The following is a 20,088-nucleotide window of genomic DNA, read 5'->3' as shown; positions in this document are numbered from 1 at the left end:
GATGTAGGAAATACTTTAAATGCTTGGAGCATTTTAAAGTAGAACATTTTCAGTAAAACCCATCTGGGTTGTATGGTTAAGCCTCTCGAGTCATTAGTATCAGTTAGCTCAACGCCTCACAACGCTTACACACCTGACCTATCAACGTCCTGGTCTCGAACGGCTCTTATGTGGACTCTAGGTCCAAGGGATGACTCATCTTGGGGCTCGCTTCCCGCTTAGATGCTTTCAGCGGTTATCGATTCCGAACGTAGCTACCGGGCAATGCCATTGGCATGACAACCCGAACACCAGCGGTTCGTTCACTCCGGTCCTCTCGTACTAGGAGCAACTCCCCTCAATCATCCAACGCCCACGGCAGATAGGGACCGAACTGTCTCACGACGTTCTGAACCCAGCTCGCGTACCACTTTAAATGGCGAACAGCCATACCCTTGGGACCGACTTCAGCCCCAGGATGTGATGAGCCGACATCGAGGTGCCAAACACCGCCGTCGATATGAACTCTTGGGCGGTATCAGCCTGTTATCCCCGGAGTACCTTTTATCCGTTGAGCGATGGCCCTTCCATTCAGAACCACCGGATCACTATGACCTACTTTCGTACCTGCTCGACGTGTCTGTCTCGCAGTTAAGCTGGCTTATGCCATTACACTAACCGTACGATGTCCGACCGTACTTAGCCAACCTTCGTGCTCCTCCGTTACTCTTTGGGAGGAGACCGCCCCAGTCAAACTACCCACCAGGCACTGTCCCTAACCCCGATTAGGGGCCCAGGTTAGAACATCAACACTACAAGGGTGGTATTTCAAGGACGACTCCACGAGAACTGGCGTTCCCGCTTCAAAGTCTCCCACCTATCCTACACATGTAGGGTCAATGTTCAGTGCCAAGCTATAGTAAAGGTTCACGGGGTCTTTCCGTCTAGCCGCGGGTATACGGCATCTTCACCGCAATTTCAACTTCACTGAGTCTCGGCTGGAGACAGCGTGGCCATCATTACGCCATTCGTGCAGGTCGGAACTTACCCGACAAGGAATTTCGCTACCTTAGGACCGTTATAGTTACGGCCGCCGTTTACCGGGGCTTCGATCATGAGCTTCTCTTGCGATAACCCAATCAATTAACCTTCCGGCACCGGGCAGGCGTCACACCGTATACTTCCTCTTGCGAGTTTGCACAGTGCTGTGTTTTTGATAAACAGTTGCAGCCACCTGGTATCTGCGACTGCCGTCAGCTCGGGGAGCAAGTCCCTCCACCAACAGCAGCGTACCTTCTCCCGAAGTTACGGTACCATTTTGCCTAGTTCCTTCAGCCGAGTTCTCTCAAGCGCCTTGGTATTCTCTACCCGACCACCTGTGTCGGTTTGGGGTACGATTCCTGCTAACCTGAAGCTTAGAAGATTTTCCTGGAAGCCTGGCATCAACCACTTCAGTGCCGTAGCACCTCGTCATCAGCTCTCGGTGTATGTGTGCCCGGATTTGCCTAAGCACACCACCTACCACCTTAAACACGGACAACCAACGCCGTGCTGGCCTAGCCTTCTCCGTCTCTCCATCGCAGTTAGCAGAAGTACGGGAATATTAACCCGTTTCCCATCGACTACGCCTTTCGGCCTCGCCTTAGGGGTCGACTCACCCTGCCCCGATTAACGTTGGACAGGAACCCTTGGTCTTTCGGCGAGGGGGTTTTTCACCCCCTTTATCGTTACTCATGTCAGCATTCGCACTTCTGATACCTCCAGTGTGGGTTACCCCTTCACCTTCAACGGCTTACAGAACGCTCCTCTACCGCGTACACGTTATCGTGCACACCCGTAGCTTCGGTGAATTGCTTAGCCCCGTTACATCTTCCGCGCAGGCCGACTCGACTAGTGAGCTATTACGCTTTCTTTAAATGATGGCTGCTTCTAAGCCAACATCCTAGCTGTCTAAGCCTTCCCACATCGTTTCCCACTTAGCAATTACTTTGGGACCTTAGCTGACGGTCTGGGTTGTTTCCCTTTTGACGACGGACGTTAGCACCCGCCGTCTGTCTCCCGGATAGCACTCTTTGGTATTCGGAGTTTGCAAAGGGTTGGTAAGTCGGGATGACCCCCTAGCCTTAACAGTGCTCTACCCCCAAAGGTGTTCGTCCGAGGCGCTACCTAAATAGCTTTCGAGGAGAACCAGATATCTCCCGGTTTGATTGGCCTTTCACCCCCAGCCACAAGTCATCCGCTAATTTTTCAACATTAGTCGGTTCGGTCCTCCAGTTGATGTTACTCAACCTTCAACCTGCCCATGGCTAGATCACCGGGTTTCGGGTCTACACCTAGCAACTAAACGCGCAGTTAACACTCGGTTTCCCTACGGCTCCGCTATTCGCTTAACCTCGCTACTAAATGTAAGTCGCTGACCCATTATACAAAAGGTACGCAGTCACGGTCTCAAGAACCGCTCCCACTGCTTGTACGTATACGGTTTCAGGTTCTATTTCACTCCCCTCACAGGGGTTCTTTTCGCCTTTCCCTCACGGTACTGGTTCACTATCGGTCAGTCAGGAGTATTTAGCCTTGGAGGATGGTCCCCCCATGTTCAGACAACATATCACGTGTGCCGCCTTACTCGTTTTCATCTCTGGTTAGTTGTCGTGTACGGGACTATCACCCTGTACCGTTGAGCTTTCCAACTCATTCCACTAACACCCCAAAGACTTAAGGGCTAATCCCCGTTCGCTCGCCGCTACTTAGGGAATCTCGGTTGATTTCTTTTCCTAAGGGTACTTAGATGTTTCAGTTCCCCTCGTTCGCCTCACTACACTATGTATTCATGTAGTGATGACAGCTTATGCTGCCGGGTTCCCCCATTCGGACATCGCTGGCTATAACGGTTGTTACTACCTCACCAACGCTTTTCGCAAGTTACTACGTCCTTCATCGCCTCTGACTGCCAAGGCATCCACCGTATACGCTTAGTCGCTTAACCATACAACCCAAATGAGTTTCACTTGAGCTGTTGCGACCAGCTGGTTTTACTTGGTCTCATTTCCAGGGTTGGAAATGGACCCGCCTTGAAGAATACCCAAAACACTTGATTGAAGTGTTTGAGAACTCAATTTTTGTATTAACTGAATCCCATCTCAAAGAGAAGGTCCAGTTTCTACTATCAGCTTTCCAAATTGTTAAAGAGCGGGCTTAAAAAAGCCAAAGATAAATTCATCACTTATCTTTGGCGTCTCTATTCCTGAGACTGTCGCTGTGGCAGCGAAGTGGTGGAGCTATGCGGGATCGAACCGCAGACCTCCTGCGTGCAAGGCAGGCGCTCTCCCAGCTGAGCTATAGCCCCATTTCAGACAGCATCCGCCGTCATCACAGTCCGAAACAATGCGAGAAATCAATCTGCGCTTATGCGCGGCGTAGAGCAAGGAAGTTTAGTTGCCTAAACGACGCGCTTTACAACAAAGCAGAAGCGGAGATTTGGTGGGTCTGAGTAGACTCGAACTACCGACCTTACGCTTATCAGGCGTACGCTCTAACCACCTGAGCTACAGACCCTCACGCATTTGTCTCTTTTCATCTATCAAGCAATCTGTGTGAACACTCAGCACAGCGACGCATCGCTTAGGTAAGGAGGTGATCCAGCCCCAGGTTCCCCTAGGGCTACCTTGTTACGACTTCACCCCAGTCATGAACCACAAAGTGGTGAGCGCCCCCCCGAAGGTTAAGCTACCCACTTCTTTTGCAGCCCACTCCCATGGTGTGACGGGCGGTGTGTACAAGGCCCGGGAACGTATTCACCGTGGCATTCTGATCCACGATTACTAGCGATTCCGACTTCATGGAGTCGAGTTGCAGACTCCAATCCGGACTACGACCAGCTTTATGGGATTAGCTCCACCTCGCGGCTTCGCAACCCTCTGTACTGACCATTGTAGCACGTGTGTAGCCCTACTCGTAAGGGCCATGATGACTTGACGTCGTCCCCACCTTCCTCCGGTTTATCACCGGCAGTCTCCCTAAAGTTCCCGGCATGACCCGCTGGCAAGTAAGGATAAGGGTTGCGCTCGTTGCGGGACTTAACCCAACATTTCACAACACGAGCTGACGACAGCCATGCAGCACCTGTCTCAGAGTTCCCGAAGGCACCAAGGCATCTCTGCCAAGTTCTCTGGATGTCAAGAGTAGGTAAGGTTCTTCGCGTTGCATCGAATTAAACCACATGCTCCACCGCTTGTGCGGGCCCCCGTCAATTCATTTGAGTTTTAACCTTGCGGCCGTACTCCCCAGGCGGTCTACTTAATGCGTTAGCTTGAGAGCCCAGTGTTCAAGACACCAAACTCCGAGTAGACATCGTTTACGGCGTGGACTACCAGGGTATCTAATCCTGTTTGCTCCCCACGCTTTCGTGCCTGAGCGTCAGTCTTTGTCCAGGGGGCCGCCTTCGCCACCGGTATTCCTCCAGATCTCTACGCATTTCACCGCTACACCTGGAATTCTACCCCCCTCTACAAGACTCTAGTTTGCCAGTTCGAAATGCAATTCCCAGGTTGAGCCCGGGGCTTTCACATCTCGCTTAACAAACCGCCTGCGCACGCTTTACGCCCAGTAATTCCGATTAACGCTTGCACCCTCCGTATTACCGCGGCTGCTGGCACGGAGTTAGCCGGTGCTTCTTCTGTGGGTAACGTCACAGCTATAGGGTATTAACCTACAACCTTTCCTCCCCACTGAAAGTGCTTTACAACCCGAAGGCCTTCTTCACACACGCGGCATGGCTGGATCAGGGTTTCCCCCATTGTCCAATATTCCCCACTGCTGCCTCCCGTAGGAGTCTGGGCCGTGTCTCAGTCCCAGTGTGGCTGATCATCCTCTCAGAACAGCTAGGGATCGTCGCCTTGGTGAGCCTTTACCTCACCAACTAGCTAATCCCACCTGGGCCTATCCATTCGCGCAAGGACCGAAGTTCCCCTGCTTTCCCCCGTAGGGCGTATGCGGTATTAGCAGTCGTTTCCAACTGTTATCCCCCTCGAATGGGCAAGTTCCCAGGCATTACTCACCCGTCCGCCGCTCGTCACCTCAGGAGCAAGCTCCCTTGTGTTACCGCTCGACTTGCATGTGTTAGGCCTGCCGCCAGCGTTCAATCTGAGCCATGATCAAACTCTTCAATTAAAAGTTTTGGTGTTTGGCTTGCGCCAAACTGCTCAATGAATTCTGTCGATTTTGCAACTGTAAACAGTCGCAAACTGCATGTTTGCATGGACATCATTCACTGATGAATATCGTTGTCGATGTCATCAGCTCTGCGAGTGTCCACACAGATTGCTTGATAAATTGTTAAAGAACGTTGACCATTTCTCTTCTGGTCAGGGCTGCGTATTCTACGCTTCACCCATGTTGCGTCAAGCATTTTTTCTTCGCCTGACGCTGACTGGCTAAATTTTAGCTCAGCTGCTGTTGCGAACAACAGCGTCCCCGATTCAAGTATTTGCCCAACAGGCCCTTGTCTCCGGAACGAGGCGCATTATAGGGGGGAATAACGAGTCGGCAAGCACTAATCCGGTCTTTGGAAATCAACTGCTGATGTTTACGGCAAATTGCGGATAAAAGATGCGAACTGGCTAATTTTCACACCAGAAGGTTCCTCACACCCGAAAGAAACTCAAATATTGCGACCTGGCACGCTCATTTTTTCTCCACTCCGCTGGTTTAACCCCTGAGAATTCATTACCATATACCGGCTGTTAACAGTTATTTATCATTTTTCATTTGATTAGAGACCAATTTTTTATGCAGAAATCATTTCTTATTGTTTTGATTGTTGCTGCGCTGGGAGCTTTTGCTATCTATCAGTTTATGCCGACCCTGCCGGCATACATAGCATTCGCGGCGGGTGCAATGATTGCCGGCGTGGTATTTATTTTGTTGCCGGATGCACAGGCGCAAGCAACCGAAACCGAATACACAGGACCAACCATGACTCTCTATGTAGGCAACTTGCCCTACCGGGTGCATGAAGGTGAAGTTAAAATCCTGTTTGGTGAATTCGGCCCGGTCAACTCGGTCCGTCTGGTGCGGGATCGCAAGACCGGCCGCCGTAAAGGCTTCGGTTTTGTGGAGATGTCTGAAGCCGGCGCCAAAAAAGCCATGACCAAGCTGAATGACTTTACCTTTCAGGAGCGCACCCTGAAGGTAAGGGAAGCCAAGACTCAAGACGGCGAAGGACAGGAAAAGGGCGACGAATAAGCCCTTTGGTCAGCGTCCCTCGATGCGATAAGGCAAGATAGCGTTAAAGCCTAACGCCCTGAGGGACGTTGACAGACCTTCACTGATGGCATCTGTGGTATGCCAGGCCGTCAATTTACCCGGACCTGCTATCATGGCAGCCTCCCCGAGAAGGTGGACCACCCGCCTGGCGATTGCCTCCCCCGAATCCACCAGCCTGATAGTTTCCCCTAAAACCTGACTCAGCTCTTCAGCGAGCAAGGGGAAATGGGTGCAACCCAGTACCAGCACATCTATCTCTGTTTCCTTCACCGGTGCCAGTATCTTGCTTAATGTGGAAAGATCTACCGGCTGCCCCGCCATTTTGGCCTCTGCCATCATCACCAGCTCTGAGCTGCCAAAGAGATGTACCTGGCTATCTTTGGCATGACTGGCTATCAGTTCATGGGTATAAGCCCGTCTTACCGTCCCCGGGGTTGCCAATAGTCCTATATGTCCTGAGTGTGACATGGCCGCAGCGGGTTTAATCGCTGGCACCACCCCAACAACTGGAATGCTCAACCGGGATCGCAAGGCCGGCAGCACCAAGGTACTGGCGGTATTGCAGGCTATGACCACCACAGCCGCGTTACAACGGGCAACCATATCTTCAATCAGGCAAACGCAACCGGAGATGAGCTCCTGCTCACTCAGCTCGCCGTAGGGCAGGCGGGCATTGTCAAACAGATAGCAGTATTCGTGCTCCGGCAAGCGGGCACGGATTTCCTGCAGCACAGACAGGCCACCTATACCCGAATCGAATACCAAGATACTGTTACCCAAAGCTTATACACTCCAACGCCATTGCGAGGCCGTCATTTTCCCACACCGCTCACGCCTCTGCCAGTATTGCCGATTGCCCAGAAAGCTGGACATCAACGTCATCTGGTATAAAATTTGCGCCCCCAAACAAGGCCAAGGTAAGTAACAATGAATTTAGCAGCAATGGATCCCCGGCAGTATGATGCCCAGTTGGCGGACAAGAGCCAGTCACTGACAGAGGCCTTTGCCGAATTCACACCTCCGGCATTGGAAGTCTTCGCCTCTGAACCGGCCCACTATCGGATGCGCAGTGAATTCCGGGTATGGCACGATGGAGACGATCTCTACTATTACATGTTCGATAATGCCCTGCAGCAAAAGGTTCGCTGTGACCAATATCTGCCGGCCGGCACGCTCATCAACCAGATGATGCAGGAACTGATGGCACATCTGCGACCCAATCCCGTGCTGCGCCACAAGCTGTTCCAGGTGGATTTCCTGTCCACGCTCTCAGGGGAAATTCTGGTCAGCCTGCTCTACCACAGGCAGCTTGGGGATGATTGGCTGGAGCAAGCCAAAGCCCTGAAAGCGGCGCTGTCAGACCGGTTCAAGGTTGACATCATAGGCCGCGCCAGAAAACAGAAACTGATACTGGACCGGGATTTTGTGGTTGAGACCCTGGATGTCAATGGTCGCCAATACCATTACAAACAGATAGAAAACAGCTTTACCCAACCCAATGCCAAGGTGGCGGTCAAAATGCTGGAATGGGCCATTGATGCCACCCAAAACAGTCAGGGCGATCTACTGGAACTCTATTGCGGTAACGGCAATTTCTCCATTGCCCTGGCGCAGAATTTTCAGCGGGTATTGGCGACAGAGCTGGCCAAACCGTCGGTGGATGCGGCCCAGTACAACATCGCCATTAACAACATAGCCAATCTGGATATCATCCGCATGTCAGCGGAAGACTTCACCCTGGCGATGCAGGGTGGTAAAAGCTTTAAGCGCCTTGAGGGTATCGATCTGCAAAGCTATGACTGCAACACCATCTTTGTGGACCCCCCCAGAGCGGGTTTGGATGCAGAGACGGTCAAACTGGTGCAGGGATATGAGCGCATTCTCTATATCTCCTGCAATCCTGAGACTCTGAAGGACAACCTGGCAGTGCTCAGCCAAACCCACGAGATCACTCGCTTTGCCCTGTTCGATCAGTTCCCTTATACCCATCACACCGAAGCGGGTGTGTTGCTGGAGCGTCGCAAATAAGCTCCTTCAAAACAAAAACGGAGCCTTAAGGCTCCGTTTTTGTTCTGATTGCAGACCTACCTGTTATCCAATTTGTGCTGCAATACTTCGGCGCCGGTCGCCACCATGCGCAGCTGCATCACCAACTGATCCGCCAGCACCTTGCGATCAGCCTTTTTCATGTCCAGGGCCGCAGCGCCGGCGTTGAATACCAGAGTCACCAGAGCTTCTGCCTGGGCCCTCGCCAAAGCCGGACTGCGATGGGCAGTCTCCTCGGTGTAATGGGCCAGCTCGGAAATAAAGTGTTCAATCTCACGGGCAACCGCCGCGCGAAAGGCGGCCGAAGTTCCTGAGCGCTCGTGGAGCAAGATGCGGAACACGTTGGGATTGGAGTCCAGCACTTCCATAAAGGTATCCACGGAAATGCGGATCACGCTGCCACCGGCCTCGGCCCTTTGCCGGCCCTTGCGCATCATCTGCCTCAGGGTCAGGCCGCCTTCATCGACCATGGTCAGGCCAAGCTCGTTCATATCTTTGAAATGACGATAGAAAGAGGTCGGCGCAATATTGGCCTCCCGGGCCACTTCCCGCAGGCTGAGACTGGAAAAACTGCGCTCGGCACTGAGCTGATTGAAGGCCGCGTCCACCAGCGCGCGACGGGTTTTTTCTTTCTGCTGTGCCCGGATCCCAATTCCCATCTTGTGTTCCATCCAAACCAATGATGTTGCGGATAATACCCCGTTTGCCACAGAAACACAGCCCCGGCCGGCTTGACCCCATGGGGTCCTTGCAGGTAAATTAGCTTACAGTTGTACGCTTAAACGCGATTTGGAAACCGATAATGAAAAAACCTCCCATCATCTGGCTCAATCTGATGCTGTTTCTGCTGACCTTCACCGGCGCCGCAGTGCTCATCCCCTGGCGCGCATGGTCCCATGGCATAGATGCCATAGAATGGCTGACCTTTGTGGTACTGGCCTTCTATAGCGGTATGTCTATCACCGCCGGCTACCACAGGCTCTGGTCCCATAAAGCCTATAAGGCCAATGGGGCGGTAAGGTGGTTGTATGCGCTGGGTGGCGCCCTGGCGTTGCAAAACAGTGCCCTGCACTGGTCATCCGATCACAGGGTGCACCACAAGCATGTAGACGATAACGACAAAGATCCCTATTCAGCGAACATGGGTTTCTGGTACAGCCATATCGGCTGGATGCTGCGTGAATACCAGGCCCATCGTTATCACGACTATAACAACGTCCGCGACCTGCAGAACGATCCCATAGTCATGTGGCAGCACAAACATTATCTGGCGTTGGTGTTGGTGATGAACATAGGGCTGCCGGCATTGCTGGGTTGGTTCAACGGCGATGTCTGGACCATGCTGTTGGTGGCCGGTCTGCTGCGTTTGGTGGTGGTGCACCACTGCACCTTCTTCATCAATTCCCTGGCCCATATCTGGGGCACTCAACCCTATACCGACAGGAATACTGCCCGCGACAACGGTGTATTGGCGGTGCTGACCTATGGCGAGGGCTACCACAACTTCCACCATATTTTCGAAAACGACTACCGCAACGGCATACGTTGGTGGCATTACGATCCCACCAAGTGGCTGATCAAACTGCTTTCCTGGTTGGGTATGGCCAGCGATTTGCGCAAGGTGCCCCAAGAGCGTATCGAGGCGGCCAAATTGCAGATGCAGCTCAAACGCACCCAGCAGCGGATCACACACAGACAGGATTACGAAGAACTGTGGCAAACACTGCAGGGCGAATACGAGACGCTGAAACAGCAGCTACTTGAGTTCTATCAGGTAAAGAAAGAGCTGTTGGAGGCCAAGCGCCACAAGCTATGCCTTGAGGAGCTGCGCCCCAGATTCAACGAACTCAAGTCGCGCCTTAAGCTGCAACAGGCCAATTGGAACAGTCTGAACGCCGCCTATCGTTAGTCCTGTGACCACGGCCGCCTTGCATGGCGGCCGTAAGGTATTATCATGTTGGCCACTATCGTTAAAGCGGGCAACCTGAAATGTCACCATCACCCATCAAACTCACCGAATACAGCCATGGCGCCGGCTGCGGCTGCAAGATTTCTCCCAAGGTGCTGAGTACCATACTCGCATCCCAGTTGCCTGTCTTCGACGATCCCAAGCTGCTGGTCGGCAATGCCAGCCGCGATGATGCCGCCGTATACAAACTCAATGACACCACGGGCATCATCAGTACGACCGACTTCTTCATGCCCATAGTGGACGACCCCTTCACCTTTGGCCGTATCGCTGCCACCAACGCCATCAGCGATATTTACGCCATGGGTGGCACTCCGATAATGGCCATAGCGATTCTGGGTTGGCCCATCAACAAACTGCCGGCAGAAGTCGCCCAACAAGTGGTTGATGGTGGCCGTCAGGCCTGTGCCGATGCCGGCATTATGCTCGCCGGTGGTCACAGCATAGATGCCCCCGAACCCATTTTCGGCCTGGCGGTCACGGGGCAAATTGCGCTGGAACATCTGAAACAAAACAATACCGCCAAGGCCGGTGACAGACTCTTCCTCACCAAACCCATAGGCATTGGCATACTGACCACGGCCCAAAAGCAAAAGAAACTGGCCCTCGAAGATGAACACATAGCCCCCGAGGCCATGTGTCAGCTGAATAAAATCGGCGCCGACATTGCCAGGCTGCCAGGTGTCAACGCCCTGACCGATGTGACCGGCTTCGGACTTGCCGGTCATTTGCTGGAAGTGTGCCAGGGAGCCGGGCTGGATGCAGAGGTCGCAATAGACAAGATCCCGCTGCTGGCCAAGGCCGAACATTACCTTGGCCTGGGCTGCATTCCCGGTGGCACCCACAGAAATTACGACAGCTACGGTGAGCACCTGCCCGCACTCAACGAGCGTGAAAAAGCACTGCTGTGCGATCCCCAGACCAGTGGCGGGCTCTTGGTCGCCGTCTCTGCCGAAGGGGAAGCCGGGCTCAGGGCGCTGTTGCAACAACAGGGAATAGAAGCTGTGTGTATTGGTCAGCTCAAGGCCGGTAACGGCAAATTGGAGTTACGCAAATGACGCCCAAGCGTATCCCCAGGGAGCAATACCGGCAGATTTTCACCTCCGGCCATCCGATGATGGACGTGCGCGCCCCGATTGAATTCGACAAGGGCGCCTTTCCCTCTGCCACCAATCTGCCGCTGATGAATGACAATGAGCGGCAAAAGGTCGGCACCTGCTACAAGCAACAGGGACAGGAGGCTGCCATCGCACTGGGGCATTCGCTGGTATGCGGCAAGGTCAAGGAAGCCAGGGTTGCGGCCTGGCTGGACTTCTTCCAGCGCCACCCCGAAGGCTACCTCTACTGTTTTCGCGGCGGCCTACGCTCCCAGCTGACCCAGCAATGGCTCAAGGAAGCCGGAATTGAAGTACCTTTTATCGATGGCGGTTACAAAGCCATGCGTCAGTTCCTGTTGGATACCATAGAAATGGCACCCGCCAAGGGGCAGATGCAGATCCTCAGCGGCATCACAGGCTCGGGTAAAACCGAATTCATACAGAGCCGCAGCGAAGCGGTGGATTTGGAAGGCATTGCCAACCACAGGGGGTCAAGCTTCGGCAAAAACCATGAGGGTCAACCCAGCCAAATCAACTTTGAAAATAACCTCGCCATTGCGCTGCTGCGTCATGAGGACAGAGCCGAGCCAAGTCTGTTATTGGAAGATGAAAGCTTTTTGATAGGGCGCTCGGCCATTCCCAAGAGCTTCTACGACAAGATGCAGGCCGCCCCCGTATTGGTACTGGAAGAGTCCCTTGAAGACAGGCTGCCGAGGCTGTTGGACGACTATGTGCACAAGATGCATGCGGGCTACATCAGCAGACTGGGAGAAGAACAGGGCTTCAACGCATTCAGCGACTATCTGTTCGCCAGCCTGAAAGGCATCTACAAACGCCTTGGGGGCAAGGTGCATGACGAAGTCAAAGCGCTGATGACTGATGCCCTAGCCACGCAAATCAGCAGCAACGATACAAGGGCACACCTCAGCTGGATCACCCTGCTGCTGGAGGTGTATTACGACCCCATGTACCGCTTCCAGCTAGGTAAAAAGGAAGAACGCGTTATCTTCAGCGGCAATCATCAAGCCATGGCCGAATACCTGGATATGCAAAAGCAAAACCGCCTCGGCTGAGGCGGTTCCAACTAATCACGACTTCTGTCCGAGACTGGCTGTCGGAAGTCCCTTCACTACAGGCGAAATTCCAGATACTCCGCATCGTAGTTATCGAAATATGCTTGCCGTAATTCATCATTCCTGCGACTGTCTTCGGCGATGGCCTTGCTCCATGCTGCGAAGCCTCCGGGCATCATATAGCCATATGACCCTATATCCAGATATATAACCTCTTTGCTATCCAGGATCGCTTCAATGTCAGCGGGCATTTGTAGGTCAGGGAGGGTACCTGTTAGCGGCCCCAGCACATTCCAATATATGTCATTCCCCCACACGGACATCATCATTACAGCCCTGTCTTTACCTATATGACTGAAATCATAATTTATTGCGGAATTTCCGCCAAAACCCTGCTGCAACTCAGTAACAGCATCTTGTAGGGCATACTCATTTTGTGCCACTTCGATGTTTTGCTCCTCCTCAGGTGCGAACACACGCTGGCGGCGAGTAGCGCCGTATCTAAGGTTATCCGCAAAATAAATATCCCTATGCGCATGTACAAAGTTTTCGTCGTGTAACCCAGGAAACACATAAAACTTTGAAAAACGGCTGTCGGTCATATAGTGAAGACGCCCTTGAGCGGTATTGGCAAATGTTGAATAGGCGCTTATATCTGCTTGATCTGAAATCAACTCAAGCTGCACACCCAAGTTAATGGGTTGATTAAACAATGTTTGATTAAGTATCACGGTACCTTGAGTGCCGTTGATATCCAGCAGCGCCCCATAGGCTTGGTCGTTATTGATTCTAGGTTTAAGCCACAGATCAACTAACGGATACCCCTTTCCAGGCGCTTTGCAAAAGGTTTGTTCGATAGCGGATGTAGTCGCCACTTTACGACCTTGCAGGTAAAGATCGTGGTAAGGATAGTCTGCTGCTAATTCGGCAGGATCTAAGCGGAATGATTCACACTGACACATGCTATCTAAATTGGCATCCAGGTGTTCGATTCTGCCCAAATCGCCACTGACCTGACCGAGACGCGTATCCAACCTGATTTCAGAACCATTAATGAACACATAAGATATATGACTGGCGCCAGCAGGCGTGGCTATATCTAATTTGCCATTAGAGTCAGGCTTGTATATGCCGTTAACAGTGCCATCGGCAGCATGAGCAATTATTCTGATATCCGGATCAGGTACATTCAGCTCACATTTCGATGGCTTTCTTACAAACTCCGCCGTAAGTCGAGTTGTGGTGGGTTGATCCTGATTTTCGCTATTCTGATTGGAATTGGCATTTTCCTGCCCACCACAAGCGGCCAGAACAGATACCATCAGAGCAATATATATTTCCTTATTCATAAGCACTATTCCTGTATTTTTTTGTAAAGCCAAAGTATTAATGCGGCAAAAAATACAGGTTGACAAGTGCAATTTTTCAATTCAAAAGCAATAACTTAATATGTTGTCTAAAGCAATTTATTCACCTATATGGCGAACAAAAATGCGTCAGTTTCACTGGTGTTTGGCAAGGTTTCAATTTCAATGGTCACCCAAAACCAACAGGTCTGGATTTGGTGATTCGCATGAGTCCCGCTTTGATGCTGAATAAGATGAATCTCTGAAAGCAATGAACATCAAGACATTTAAGGAACTCGCAAAATGAGCTCAGATTATCATCAGGGAAAATTACTCTAAGGCAGAACGTCCCGAGATTCCCGCATGGCTCAAATGGCCGCTGTAGGGCCATTTCACCGAGCTATGCCCGAGTAGCCAGACCTGAAAAAACCGCCTCGACTGAGGCGGTTTGATATGGTCTATTGATTCAGGTAGACAGCAATTTGTTCATACTCATAGTTGTCTCTGTCGGTGGACAGATCCTCACTATCCAAGCGGCTTTTCTGCGCCAGGAAACTTCTCCATTGGTGTATGTTCCAGGAATGACCATAACCGTAGCTACCGAAATAAATAGCGGGTTCGGTGAGGGATTCAAATGCCTGCTGAACATTTTCAGGCAGATCCAGCGCCGGGATGGTTCCTTTCAATGGCCCATCAATGTTCCAGTGCACCTCGTGTGCCCATAGAGTAATCAACATATGGTCACGACCTGAGCCCGTGGCACTGAAATCATAGTCAACCTGGGTATCATTCATAATGGCCGCCAAAATTCCACCAACTTCATCGCTCATCAGTTGGGAATTTTGCGCCAGAGCCATTGATTGTGTAGCCGAAGCATCCACTACCCGTTTGCGCTGCAACGACGAGTAGGTCATTCTTCCTTCTGCGACATCGGCCAAATTGACCTTTTGCACCATCTCCAGCAAATTGTTGGCGTAGAGCTCTGGAAAAACATACGCCTGTTGATTGTTCCAATACAGTCTGTTTTGTCTGCCCTGCTCAGTCAATGAGAAGGTCCTCAGACGATAATCACTGACGTTAGCGGCAACATTCAGCAGAGTCCCCTGATTGGCTGCGCCATCGAAAAGCGCCGCGCCAAGTGTCACTTGAGTGCCTGCAACGGCATTCAAATCAACCACGGCCGCATATCCGGGTACACTGGACTCTTTGGGAACCAGCACCAGATTCAATGGTGCGAAAGTGCCGTTATTCTTGCAAACCTGTTCGCTCCAGCCGCCATATCCACCTATATTCACGCCCTGAAGGTAAAGATTGTGGCTTGGGAAGCTGGCATCGATTTCACTGCTATCTATATTGAAACTTGTGCAATCGCACTGACCGTCGAGACTGGTATCTATATAAGTCAATCGACCCACATCACCGGCTTGCTGTTCGAGCGATGTCTGAATATCCCAGTCTCCTGCCACGCTGATTTGAGAGGCAATGGTCAGGTGGTGTGCATCACTGCCCCAGGAAATGTCCAAATGTCCTTGGCTGTCGGTTTTGTACTGGGCCAGAATGCTGCCATCTGCCTTGTGCGCTATCACATCCACTCCGGCTTTGGGGGCCGAAATATCACAAGCCGATGCTTTGGCACGGGTGTCCAGGGTCAATCTGGGTGTACTGCCACCGGAGCCGTTGCCACCAGAGCTATTACTACCACTCCCTGAGCTGTCGCCACCTGAACCACCGCAGGCAGCTAACGCCAGAACCAAGGTACTGGCGCAGATTTCCTTCCTCATAATTACTCCCCTGTAAAATATTGGTTGCTGAAATTCGCCGATTAAATCACCAACAGAAATACCAAACAAGGGGATTTATACAGAATAACGCCATTAATACACTGTTTTAAAAGAACTTTCTACCTATTCGGTGCTTTTCAGCATTGCATGCACATGATCTCTAAGCACATTCCTGTCCGGTGCAACACCATCCAGGGCCGGGGCTATATCGATCCTAACCTTTGACCAAAATCGTTTGGGTCGGGTGGTGAGGGCGTGACCATCCTTGTGGCTGAAATAGGATCCCCACAGGCCTTTCAGTGCCATGGGGATAACAGGCACGGGGCGACGGTTGAGGATCTGCTCCACACCAGGGCGAAATTCACCCAGTTCACCATCGGGAGACAGACGACCCTCAGGGAAAATACACACCAGATCTCCCTGTGCCAGGGCCGCATCTATTCGCTCAAAGGCTTTCTCATAGGTTTGCGCACATTGTTTGGGTGAGCAGATGGGAATAACGCCGGCATGGCGGAACAGGTACCTGAGCAGCGGCATTTCGCTGATGCTTTTGTCCATCACAAAACGAATGGGCCGGGTAGAGGCACCCAAAATCAGCAGCGCATCCACATAGCTGACATGGTTACACACGATCAGCCCGGCGCCTTCTTTGGGTATATTTGGCCTGCCCCGTACCGTGACCCGGTACAGCAGGTGGCTCAGCAAATAACTAACAAACCTTTGGGTAAACTCAGGCACCTGACGATAGACGTAGAAGGCGACCAGAGCGTTCGTCAGCGCCAGCATCAGGAACAGCTGCACTATGCTAAGGCCGACAGCACCCAGCAGCACCATGGACAACAAAGCCGAGACCACCATAAACAGGGCATTGACTATGTTGTTGGCGGCAATGGCGCGGGCGCACTCACCCTTTGCGGCTCGGGACTGGATAAAGGCGTACAGGGGGACAATAAACAGCCCGCCGCTGACACCTACCATAAACAGGTCGAACATCAACCTGTGATGAGCGGACTGGGCAATAAACTCTCCGGCGCCATATAGCATTACCGGGAAGGTTGCGGGGTCCGGCAGGGCCAACAACATATCGACGCCGAACACAGTTAATCCCAGCACCCCAAAGGGCAACACCCCAAGCTCCACATGACCAAAGGAGAGCCGCTCACACAGGAAAGACCCCACGGCGATACCTATGGAAAACAGCGCCAACAGCAGTGACACCACTGTGGCACCCGAATGCAGGTGCAGCTTGGCAAAATTGGGGAACTGGGTCAGATACGTGGCCCCCAGAAACCAAAACCAACTTATGGCCAGAATCGCCATCCAGATCGAAGGGGTACGTTTCACCCTGCGGATACTTCCCCAGGCACCGGAAAGGGGCCGAAAGTGAATTTGGCGAATTTTCCCCTGGGGAGGCAAGGCCGGAATAGCGCGGCTGGCCAAATAGCCCGCCAGGGCAAGCATAAAGACTACCAGGGCTGCCGTCCCGGCGGCATGCTCGCTCGACACTATGAGGCCCGCGCTCAAGGTGCCCACCAGAATCGACAGAAAGGTGCCCATTTCCACCCAGGCATTACCTGTCACCAACTCGTTTTCCGCCAATGCCTGGGGCAGCAGGGAGTATTTTACCGGGCCAAAGTAAGCCGACTGGCTGCCGGTTAAAAACAGCAGCAGCAACATCATCAGGTAGTTGTGACTGAGGATGGCCAACACGGCACAACTCATGATCACCAGCTCCAACAACTTCAGTGCGCGAATGAGTCGCGCCTTATCTATGTTATCCGCCACCACACCGGCATGGGCCGAAAACAGGAAAAACGGCAAAATGAACACGCCGGCCGCCAGGTTGACGAACAGATCCACGCCAATGGGCAAACTGTCCACCTGGCTGTAAGTCACCAACAGCAGCAACACGTTCTTGTAAATATTGTCATTGAGGGCACCCAGGCACTGGGTGACAAAGTAAGGTAAAAAGCGGCGACTGAAAAACATCAGGTATTCCTCCCCGATTCAAATCCGGCGATCAGGGTTCGTACCTGTTGGCAGACCAGGCTGCCAAGGGTGTGTTCCCCACCAAAAAGCTTGTCAGTTAACGCCAGGCTGACCAATCCGTGTATCGCGCCCCACAGTAAGCGCGCCTCCGTGACCAGGGTATCGGCGTCACGGCGCAGCTGTAATGCCAGAAGGGGCAAGGGCAAGGACAACAGCTGCTCGATCAGGGCACTGTGATGTTCCGGCAGGGGCTCTGTTGCCGACAACTGCAATTCAAACAGCAATCTGAACCTGTCGGGAGCAGCCAGGGCGAATTCGGCATAGCGGCGGGCCATCTGTTCCAGTGCCGTCAAGGGGCTCGAGGGGGAGTCGCAAACCAGGTTGCCGAGCAGTTGCTGCAGGCAGGCTTCTGACACAGCCAACAGCAGGTAGTTATAACTGCCGAAGATGTTGATAAGGGTGCTGGGGGCGTAGCCTATTTGAGTGGCAACCCGGCGCAAACTGAGCTGGTCGCCTTCCCCTCTGGCCAATGCTTCTTGTACCTCGGCGATCGCCATTTGGCGAATTTCGTCGTGACTGTGTTCCTTGCGTCTTGCCATGTCTCGGTCTCCTCGACTGGAATGACCAAGAGGCTAACATTCGGCCAAATAAAAAACAATGTTCACAATACTGATTTTCAGGGATCAGTCGGCATCAAGGCACAACAAAAGCCGGTGCTCGCCTGGGCCAAAGTAATCGCTCTCCTCTCCCGTGCGGATAAATCCCAGGCCAAGATAGAGCGCCAATGCCGGATTATCCGGTGCCACAGTGAGCTTAAGACTGCTGTAGCGCTGCTGGTTCAACAGGTTTTGCATCAAGGCCTTGCCGGCACCGCGACCGCGGGCCTCTGGGATCACAGCCAAGGACATGATCCAACCGCAACCGGCCTCTTCAGCGCTGCTGCACAGGCAATATCCCAGCAGGAACCCAGTGTCATCAAAGGCGCCGAGTAAACCCAAGGGCCAGGCGTCGAGGGCCTGACGAAAGAAAAAATCCGGAAAACAGTGGTCGCCGAAACAGGCCTGCTCCACACGGAACACGGCTGCCATATCGGCTTTCTGGAGAGGGCGAATGGTCAGCAATTAATCTCCCACCAATATCTTGTCCCACGCCAGATTGGGTGAGCCCACCACGATAAAATTGGGGTTTTCGAAGGTCTCACGCTCGTTGTAACTCAGGGGTTGCAGCTCAATGTCCATCAGCTGACCACCGGCTTCTTCAATGATGATCTGCGCGGCGCCAGTGTCCCACTCTCCCGTCGGCCCGACCCGCACATAGCAATCGGCACGGCCTTCGGCCACGAGGCAACTCTTGAGTGCGGCACCGCCCATCACCACCAGTTCACAATGCTTGGGTTGATGGAACAGCTTGAGGACTGATTGGGGATCCTGGCGCCGACTGACCGCCAATCGCAGCGGAATCTTGGCATCTGTAGCTATCTGCCTGCTGGTGATCCTGACTTCCATGCCGCCGCTGCGCTTGTAGGCTCCAAGACCGGCAATGGCGTAATAGCAGACCCCGGTCATGGGCACGTACACTATGCCCATCACGGGTCGGTTGTGCTCCACCAGGGCGATGATCACTGAGAAGTCGTAGCTGCCGGCGATAAACTCGCCGGTGCCATCCAAAGGATCCACCAACCAGTATGCCGGCCAATGTGCGCGGTCCGCCAGGGGAATGTCGGCCGACTCTTCCGACAGCACGGGAATATCCGGTGTCAGCGCCTTGAGTTGGTCCACTATGATCTGATTGGCTGCCAGATCGGCGGAGGTAACAGGGGTGTTGTCGGATTTCACTTCACGCTCGAAGCTGCCGGTCAAATAGATTTCCCGGATCTTCTCCCCTGCTGCCATGGCAATGTCGATGGCAGCTTCTATGAGTTGCTCTGGCTTCATAACCACTCCCGATGATGGCACGCCAGGGTACCATCACGAATACTGAAACTACTTTAGGTTAAGGTGTTTTTGCGCCAAAAACAAAGCGCTGACGCTGCGGGATTCGGAAAAATCGGCCAATTCCAGCAATTCCTGCCATTGTGCAAGCGGCCAGGGGATCACTTCTATGGGTTCGGGCTCATCGCCTTCCAGGCGGCTTTCGTAGAGATCTTCGGCCAGGAATATCTGCATTTTGCTGGAGAAGTAGCCCGGTGCCAGGGAGAGCTCCTTGAGCAAGGTCAGCTTGGCTGCCCCAAAGCCTATCTCCTCCTGCAGCTCCCGGTTGGCGGCTTCTATGGGCAACTCACCTGGGTCAACAAGCCCTTTGGGGAAACCCAGTTCATAATTTTCCGTACCGGCGGCATATTCACGGGCCAGTAGCAACTTGTCGCCGCGCACAGGCACCACCATCACGGCACCACGGTTGCTGCCCTTCATGCGCTCATAATGGCGCTCGACCTGATTGGAAAAACGCAGATGCACCTGCTCAATCTGAAACAGACGGCTCTTGGCCACCACTTCTGTGTGCAGTATTTCCGGCTTTTTCTGCCGCTGGTGCATAGAGGCCCCT

At 52.9% G+C, this 20,088-nt stretch carries 14 protein-coding genes, 2 tRNA genes and 2 rRNA genes; 5 read left to right on the top strand and 13 right to left on the bottom strand.

Annotated elements, in window-relative coordinates; all coding sequences use genetic code 11:
- Positions 1 to 72 precede the first annotated feature (72 nt).
- The 4 genes from JYB84_RS00905 to JYB84_RS00890 form a co-directional block, all read right to left on the bottom strand.
- Positions 73 to 2,965: ribosomal RNA gene (locus tag JYB84_RS00905) — 23S ribosomal RNA — on the bottom strand.
- A 284-nt stretch (positions 2,966 to 3,249) separates the two neighbouring features.
- Positions 3,250 to 3,325, bottom strand: a tRNA-Ala gene (locus tag JYB84_RS00900).
- A gap of 132 nt (positions 3,326 to 3,457) precedes the next feature.
- Positions 3,458 to 3,534, bottom strand: a tRNA-Ile gene (locus JYB84_RS00895).
- A gap of 71 nt (positions 3,535 to 3,605) precedes the next feature.
- A 16S ribosomal RNA gene (locus JYB84_RS00890) occupies positions 3,606 to 5,148 on the bottom strand.
- The 16S and 23S rRNA genes sit together here with 2 tRNA genes alongside, the layout of an rRNA operon.
- A gap of 618 nt (positions 5,149 to 5,766) precedes the next feature.
- On the opposite strand from JYB84_RS00890, the gene JYB84_RS00885 reads away from it, so the two are divergent.
- The gene (locus JYB84_RS00885) at positions 5,767 to 6,222 is read left to right on the top strand and encodes an RNA recognition motif domain-containing protein (RefSeq protein WP_207321603.1); all 456 of its coding nucleotides are present in this window, start codon (positions 5,767 to 5,769) and stop codon (positions 6,220 to 6,222) included.
- Positions 6,223 to 6,231: 9 nt separating this feature from the next.
- On the opposite strand, the gene murI is transcribed toward JYB84_RS00885, so the two are convergent.
- On the bottom strand, positions 6,232 to 7,023 hold the full coding sequence (gene murI / locus JYB84_RS00880) for a glutamate racemase (RefSeq protein WP_207321602.1): 792 nt from the start codon (positions 7,021 to 7,023) through the stop codon (positions 6,232 to 6,234).
- Positions 7,024 to 7,170: 147 nt separating this feature from the next.
- Here murI and trmA point away from each other — a divergent pair, with 147 nt between their 5' ends.
- Positions 7,171 to 8,271, top strand: coding sequence for a tRNA (uridine(54)-C5)-methyltransferase TrmA (gene trmA, locus JYB84_RS00875; protein WP_207321601.1), 1,101 nt, complete (start codon positions 7,171 to 7,173; stop codon positions 8,269 to 8,271).
- 56 nt (positions 8,272 to 8,327) lie between these two features.
- On the opposite strand, the gene fabR is transcribed toward trmA, so the two are convergent.
- Entirely contained in the window at positions 8,328 to 8,942 is a 615-nt protein-coding gene (fabR, locus tag JYB84_RS00870; protein WP_207323059.1) for an HTH-type transcriptional repressor FabR, read from the bottom strand.
- 149 nt (positions 8,943 to 9,091) lie between these two features.
- On the opposite strand from fabR, the gene JYB84_RS00865 reads away from it, so the two are divergent.
- The 3 genes from JYB84_RS00865 to mnmH all read left to right on the top strand — a co-directional run bounded on the left by JYB84_RS00865 (position 9,092) and on the right by mnmH (position 12,428).
- On the top strand, positions 9,092 to 10,198 hold the full coding sequence (locus JYB84_RS00865) for an acyl-CoA desaturase (RefSeq protein ID WP_207321600.1): 1,107 nt from the start codon (positions 9,092 to 9,094) through the stop codon (positions 10,196 to 10,198).
- An 80-nt stretch (positions 10,199 to 10,278) separates the two neighbouring features.
- Complete coding sequence (selD, locus tag JYB84_RS00860; RefSeq protein ID WP_207321599.1) at positions 10,279 to 11,316, top strand: selenide, water dikinase SelD; 1,038 nt, start codon at positions 10,279 to 10,281, stop codon at positions 11,314 to 11,316.
- The gene (gene mnmH / locus JYB84_RS00855; RefSeq protein WP_207321598.1) at positions 11,313 to 12,428 is read left to right on the top strand and encodes a tRNA 2-selenouridine(34) synthase MnmH; all 1,116 of its coding nucleotides are present in this window, start codon (positions 11,313 to 11,315) and stop codon (positions 12,426 to 12,428) included. Before selD ends, mnmH begins: the two co-directional genes overlap by 4 nt.
- Before the next feature lie 56 nt (positions 12,429 to 12,484).
- Here the strand turns inward: mnmH and JYB84_RS00850 are convergent, their stop codons facing one another.
- The 7 genes from JYB84_RS00850 to nudE all read right to left on the bottom strand — a co-directional run bounded on the left by JYB84_RS00850 (position 12,485) and on the right by nudE (position 20,078).
- Entirely contained in the window at positions 12,485 to 13,777 is a 1,293-nt protein-coding gene (locus JYB84_RS00850) for a hypothetical protein (protein ID WP_207321597.1), read from the bottom strand.
- Between the two features lie 455 nt (positions 13,778 to 14,232).
- Positions 14,233 to 15,555, bottom strand: a complete 1,323-nt coding sequence (locus JYB84_RS00845; protein WP_207321596.1) for a hypothetical protein — start codon at positions 15,553 to 15,555, stop codon at positions 14,233 to 14,235.
- 123 nt (positions 15,556 to 15,678) lie between these two features.
- The gene (locus JYB84_RS00840) at positions 15,679 to 17,544 is read right to left on the bottom strand and encodes an MFS transporter (protein WP_207321595.1); all 1,866 of its coding nucleotides are present in this window, start codon (positions 17,542 to 17,544) and stop codon (positions 15,679 to 15,681) included.
- Complete coding sequence (locus JYB84_RS00835; RefSeq protein WP_207321594.1) at positions 17,544 to 18,143, bottom strand: TetR/AcrR family transcriptional regulator; 600 nt, start codon at positions 18,141 to 18,143, stop codon at positions 17,544 to 17,546. Before JYB84_RS00835 ends, JYB84_RS00840 begins: the two co-directional genes overlap by 1 nt.
- Before the next feature lie 84 nt (positions 18,144 to 18,227).
- Positions 18,228 to 18,665 carry a GNAT family N-acetyltransferase gene (locus JYB84_RS00830; RefSeq protein WP_207321593.1) on the bottom strand — a complete coding sequence of 146 codons (438 nt, stop codon included), beginning with the start codon at positions 18,663 to 18,665 and terminating at the stop codon, positions 18,228 to 18,230.
- A complete protein-coding gene (cysQ, locus tag JYB84_RS00825) occupies positions 18,666 to 19,478 on the bottom strand; it encodes a 3'(2'),5'-bisphosphate nucleotidase CysQ (protein ID WP_207321592.1) in 813 nt (270 codons plus the stop codon). It abuts the gene before it with no gap.
- Between the two features lie 48 nt (positions 19,479 to 19,526).
- Positions 19,527 to 20,078 (bottom strand): ADP compounds hydrolase NudE, encoded by a 552-nt coding sequence (gene nudE / locus JYB84_RS00820; RefSeq protein ID WP_207321591.1) that lies wholly within the window; start codon positions 20,076 to 20,078, stop codon positions 19,527 to 19,529.
- Positions 20,079 to 20,088: the final 10 nt, after the last annotated feature.

It is taken from the genome of Shewanella cyperi (genome assembly GCF_017354985.1).
GTDB classification, from domain to species: domain Bacteria; phylum Pseudomonadota; class Gammaproteobacteria; order Enterobacterales; family Shewanellaceae; genus Shewanella; species Shewanella cyperi.
Note: the sequence above shows the minus strand (reverse complement) of the source record. Positions and strands in the feature narration are given on the sequence as shown.

What these genes read in the sequence shown, in the direction of transcription:
- JYB84_RS00885 (WP_207321603.1), top strand. Translation starts at nt 5,767, where the DNA reads ATGCAGAAATCATTTCTTATTGTTTTGATTGTTGCTGCGCTGGGAGCT.
- trmA (WP_207321601.1), top strand. Translation starts at nt 7,171, where the DNA reads ATGAATTTAGCAGCAATGGATCCCCGGCAGTATGATGCCCAGTTGGCG.
- JYB84_RS00865 (WP_207321600.1), top strand. Translation starts at nt 9,092, where the DNA reads ATGAAAAAACCTCCCATCATCTGGCTCAATCTGATGCTGTTTCTGCTG.
- selD (WP_207321599.1), top strand. Translation starts at nt 10,279, where the DNA reads ATGTCACCATCACCCATCAAACTCACCGAATACAGCCATGGCGCCGGC.
- mnmH (WP_207321598.1), top strand. Translation starts at nt 11,313, where the DNA reads ATGACGCCCAAGCGTATCCCCAGGGAGCAATACCGGCAGATTTTCACC.
- JYB84_RS00850 (WP_207321597.1), bottom strand. Translation starts at nt 13,777, where the DNA reads ATGAATAAGGAAATATATATTGCTCTGATGGTATCTGTTCTGGCCGCT.
- JYB84_RS00845 (WP_207321596.1), bottom strand. Translation starts at nt 15,555, where the DNA reads ATGAGGAAGGAAATCTGCGCCAGTACCTTGGTTCTGGCGTTAGCTGCC.
- JYB84_RS00840 (WP_207321595.1), bottom strand. Translation starts at nt 17,544, where the DNA reads ATGTTTTTCAGTCGCCGCTTTTTACCTTACTTTGTCACCCAGTGCCTG.
- JYB84_RS00835 (WP_207321594.1), bottom strand. Translation starts at nt 18,143, where the DNA reads ATGGCAAGACGCAAGGAACACAGTCACGACGAAATTCGCCAAATGGCG.
- cysQ (WP_207321592.1), bottom strand. Translation starts at nt 19,478, where the DNA reads ATGAAGCCAGAGCAACTCATAGAAGCTGCCATCGACATTGCCATGGCA.
- nudE (WP_207321591.1), bottom strand. Translation starts at nt 20,078, where the DNA reads ATGCACCAGCGGCAGAAAAAGCCGGAAATACTGCACACAGAAGTGGTG.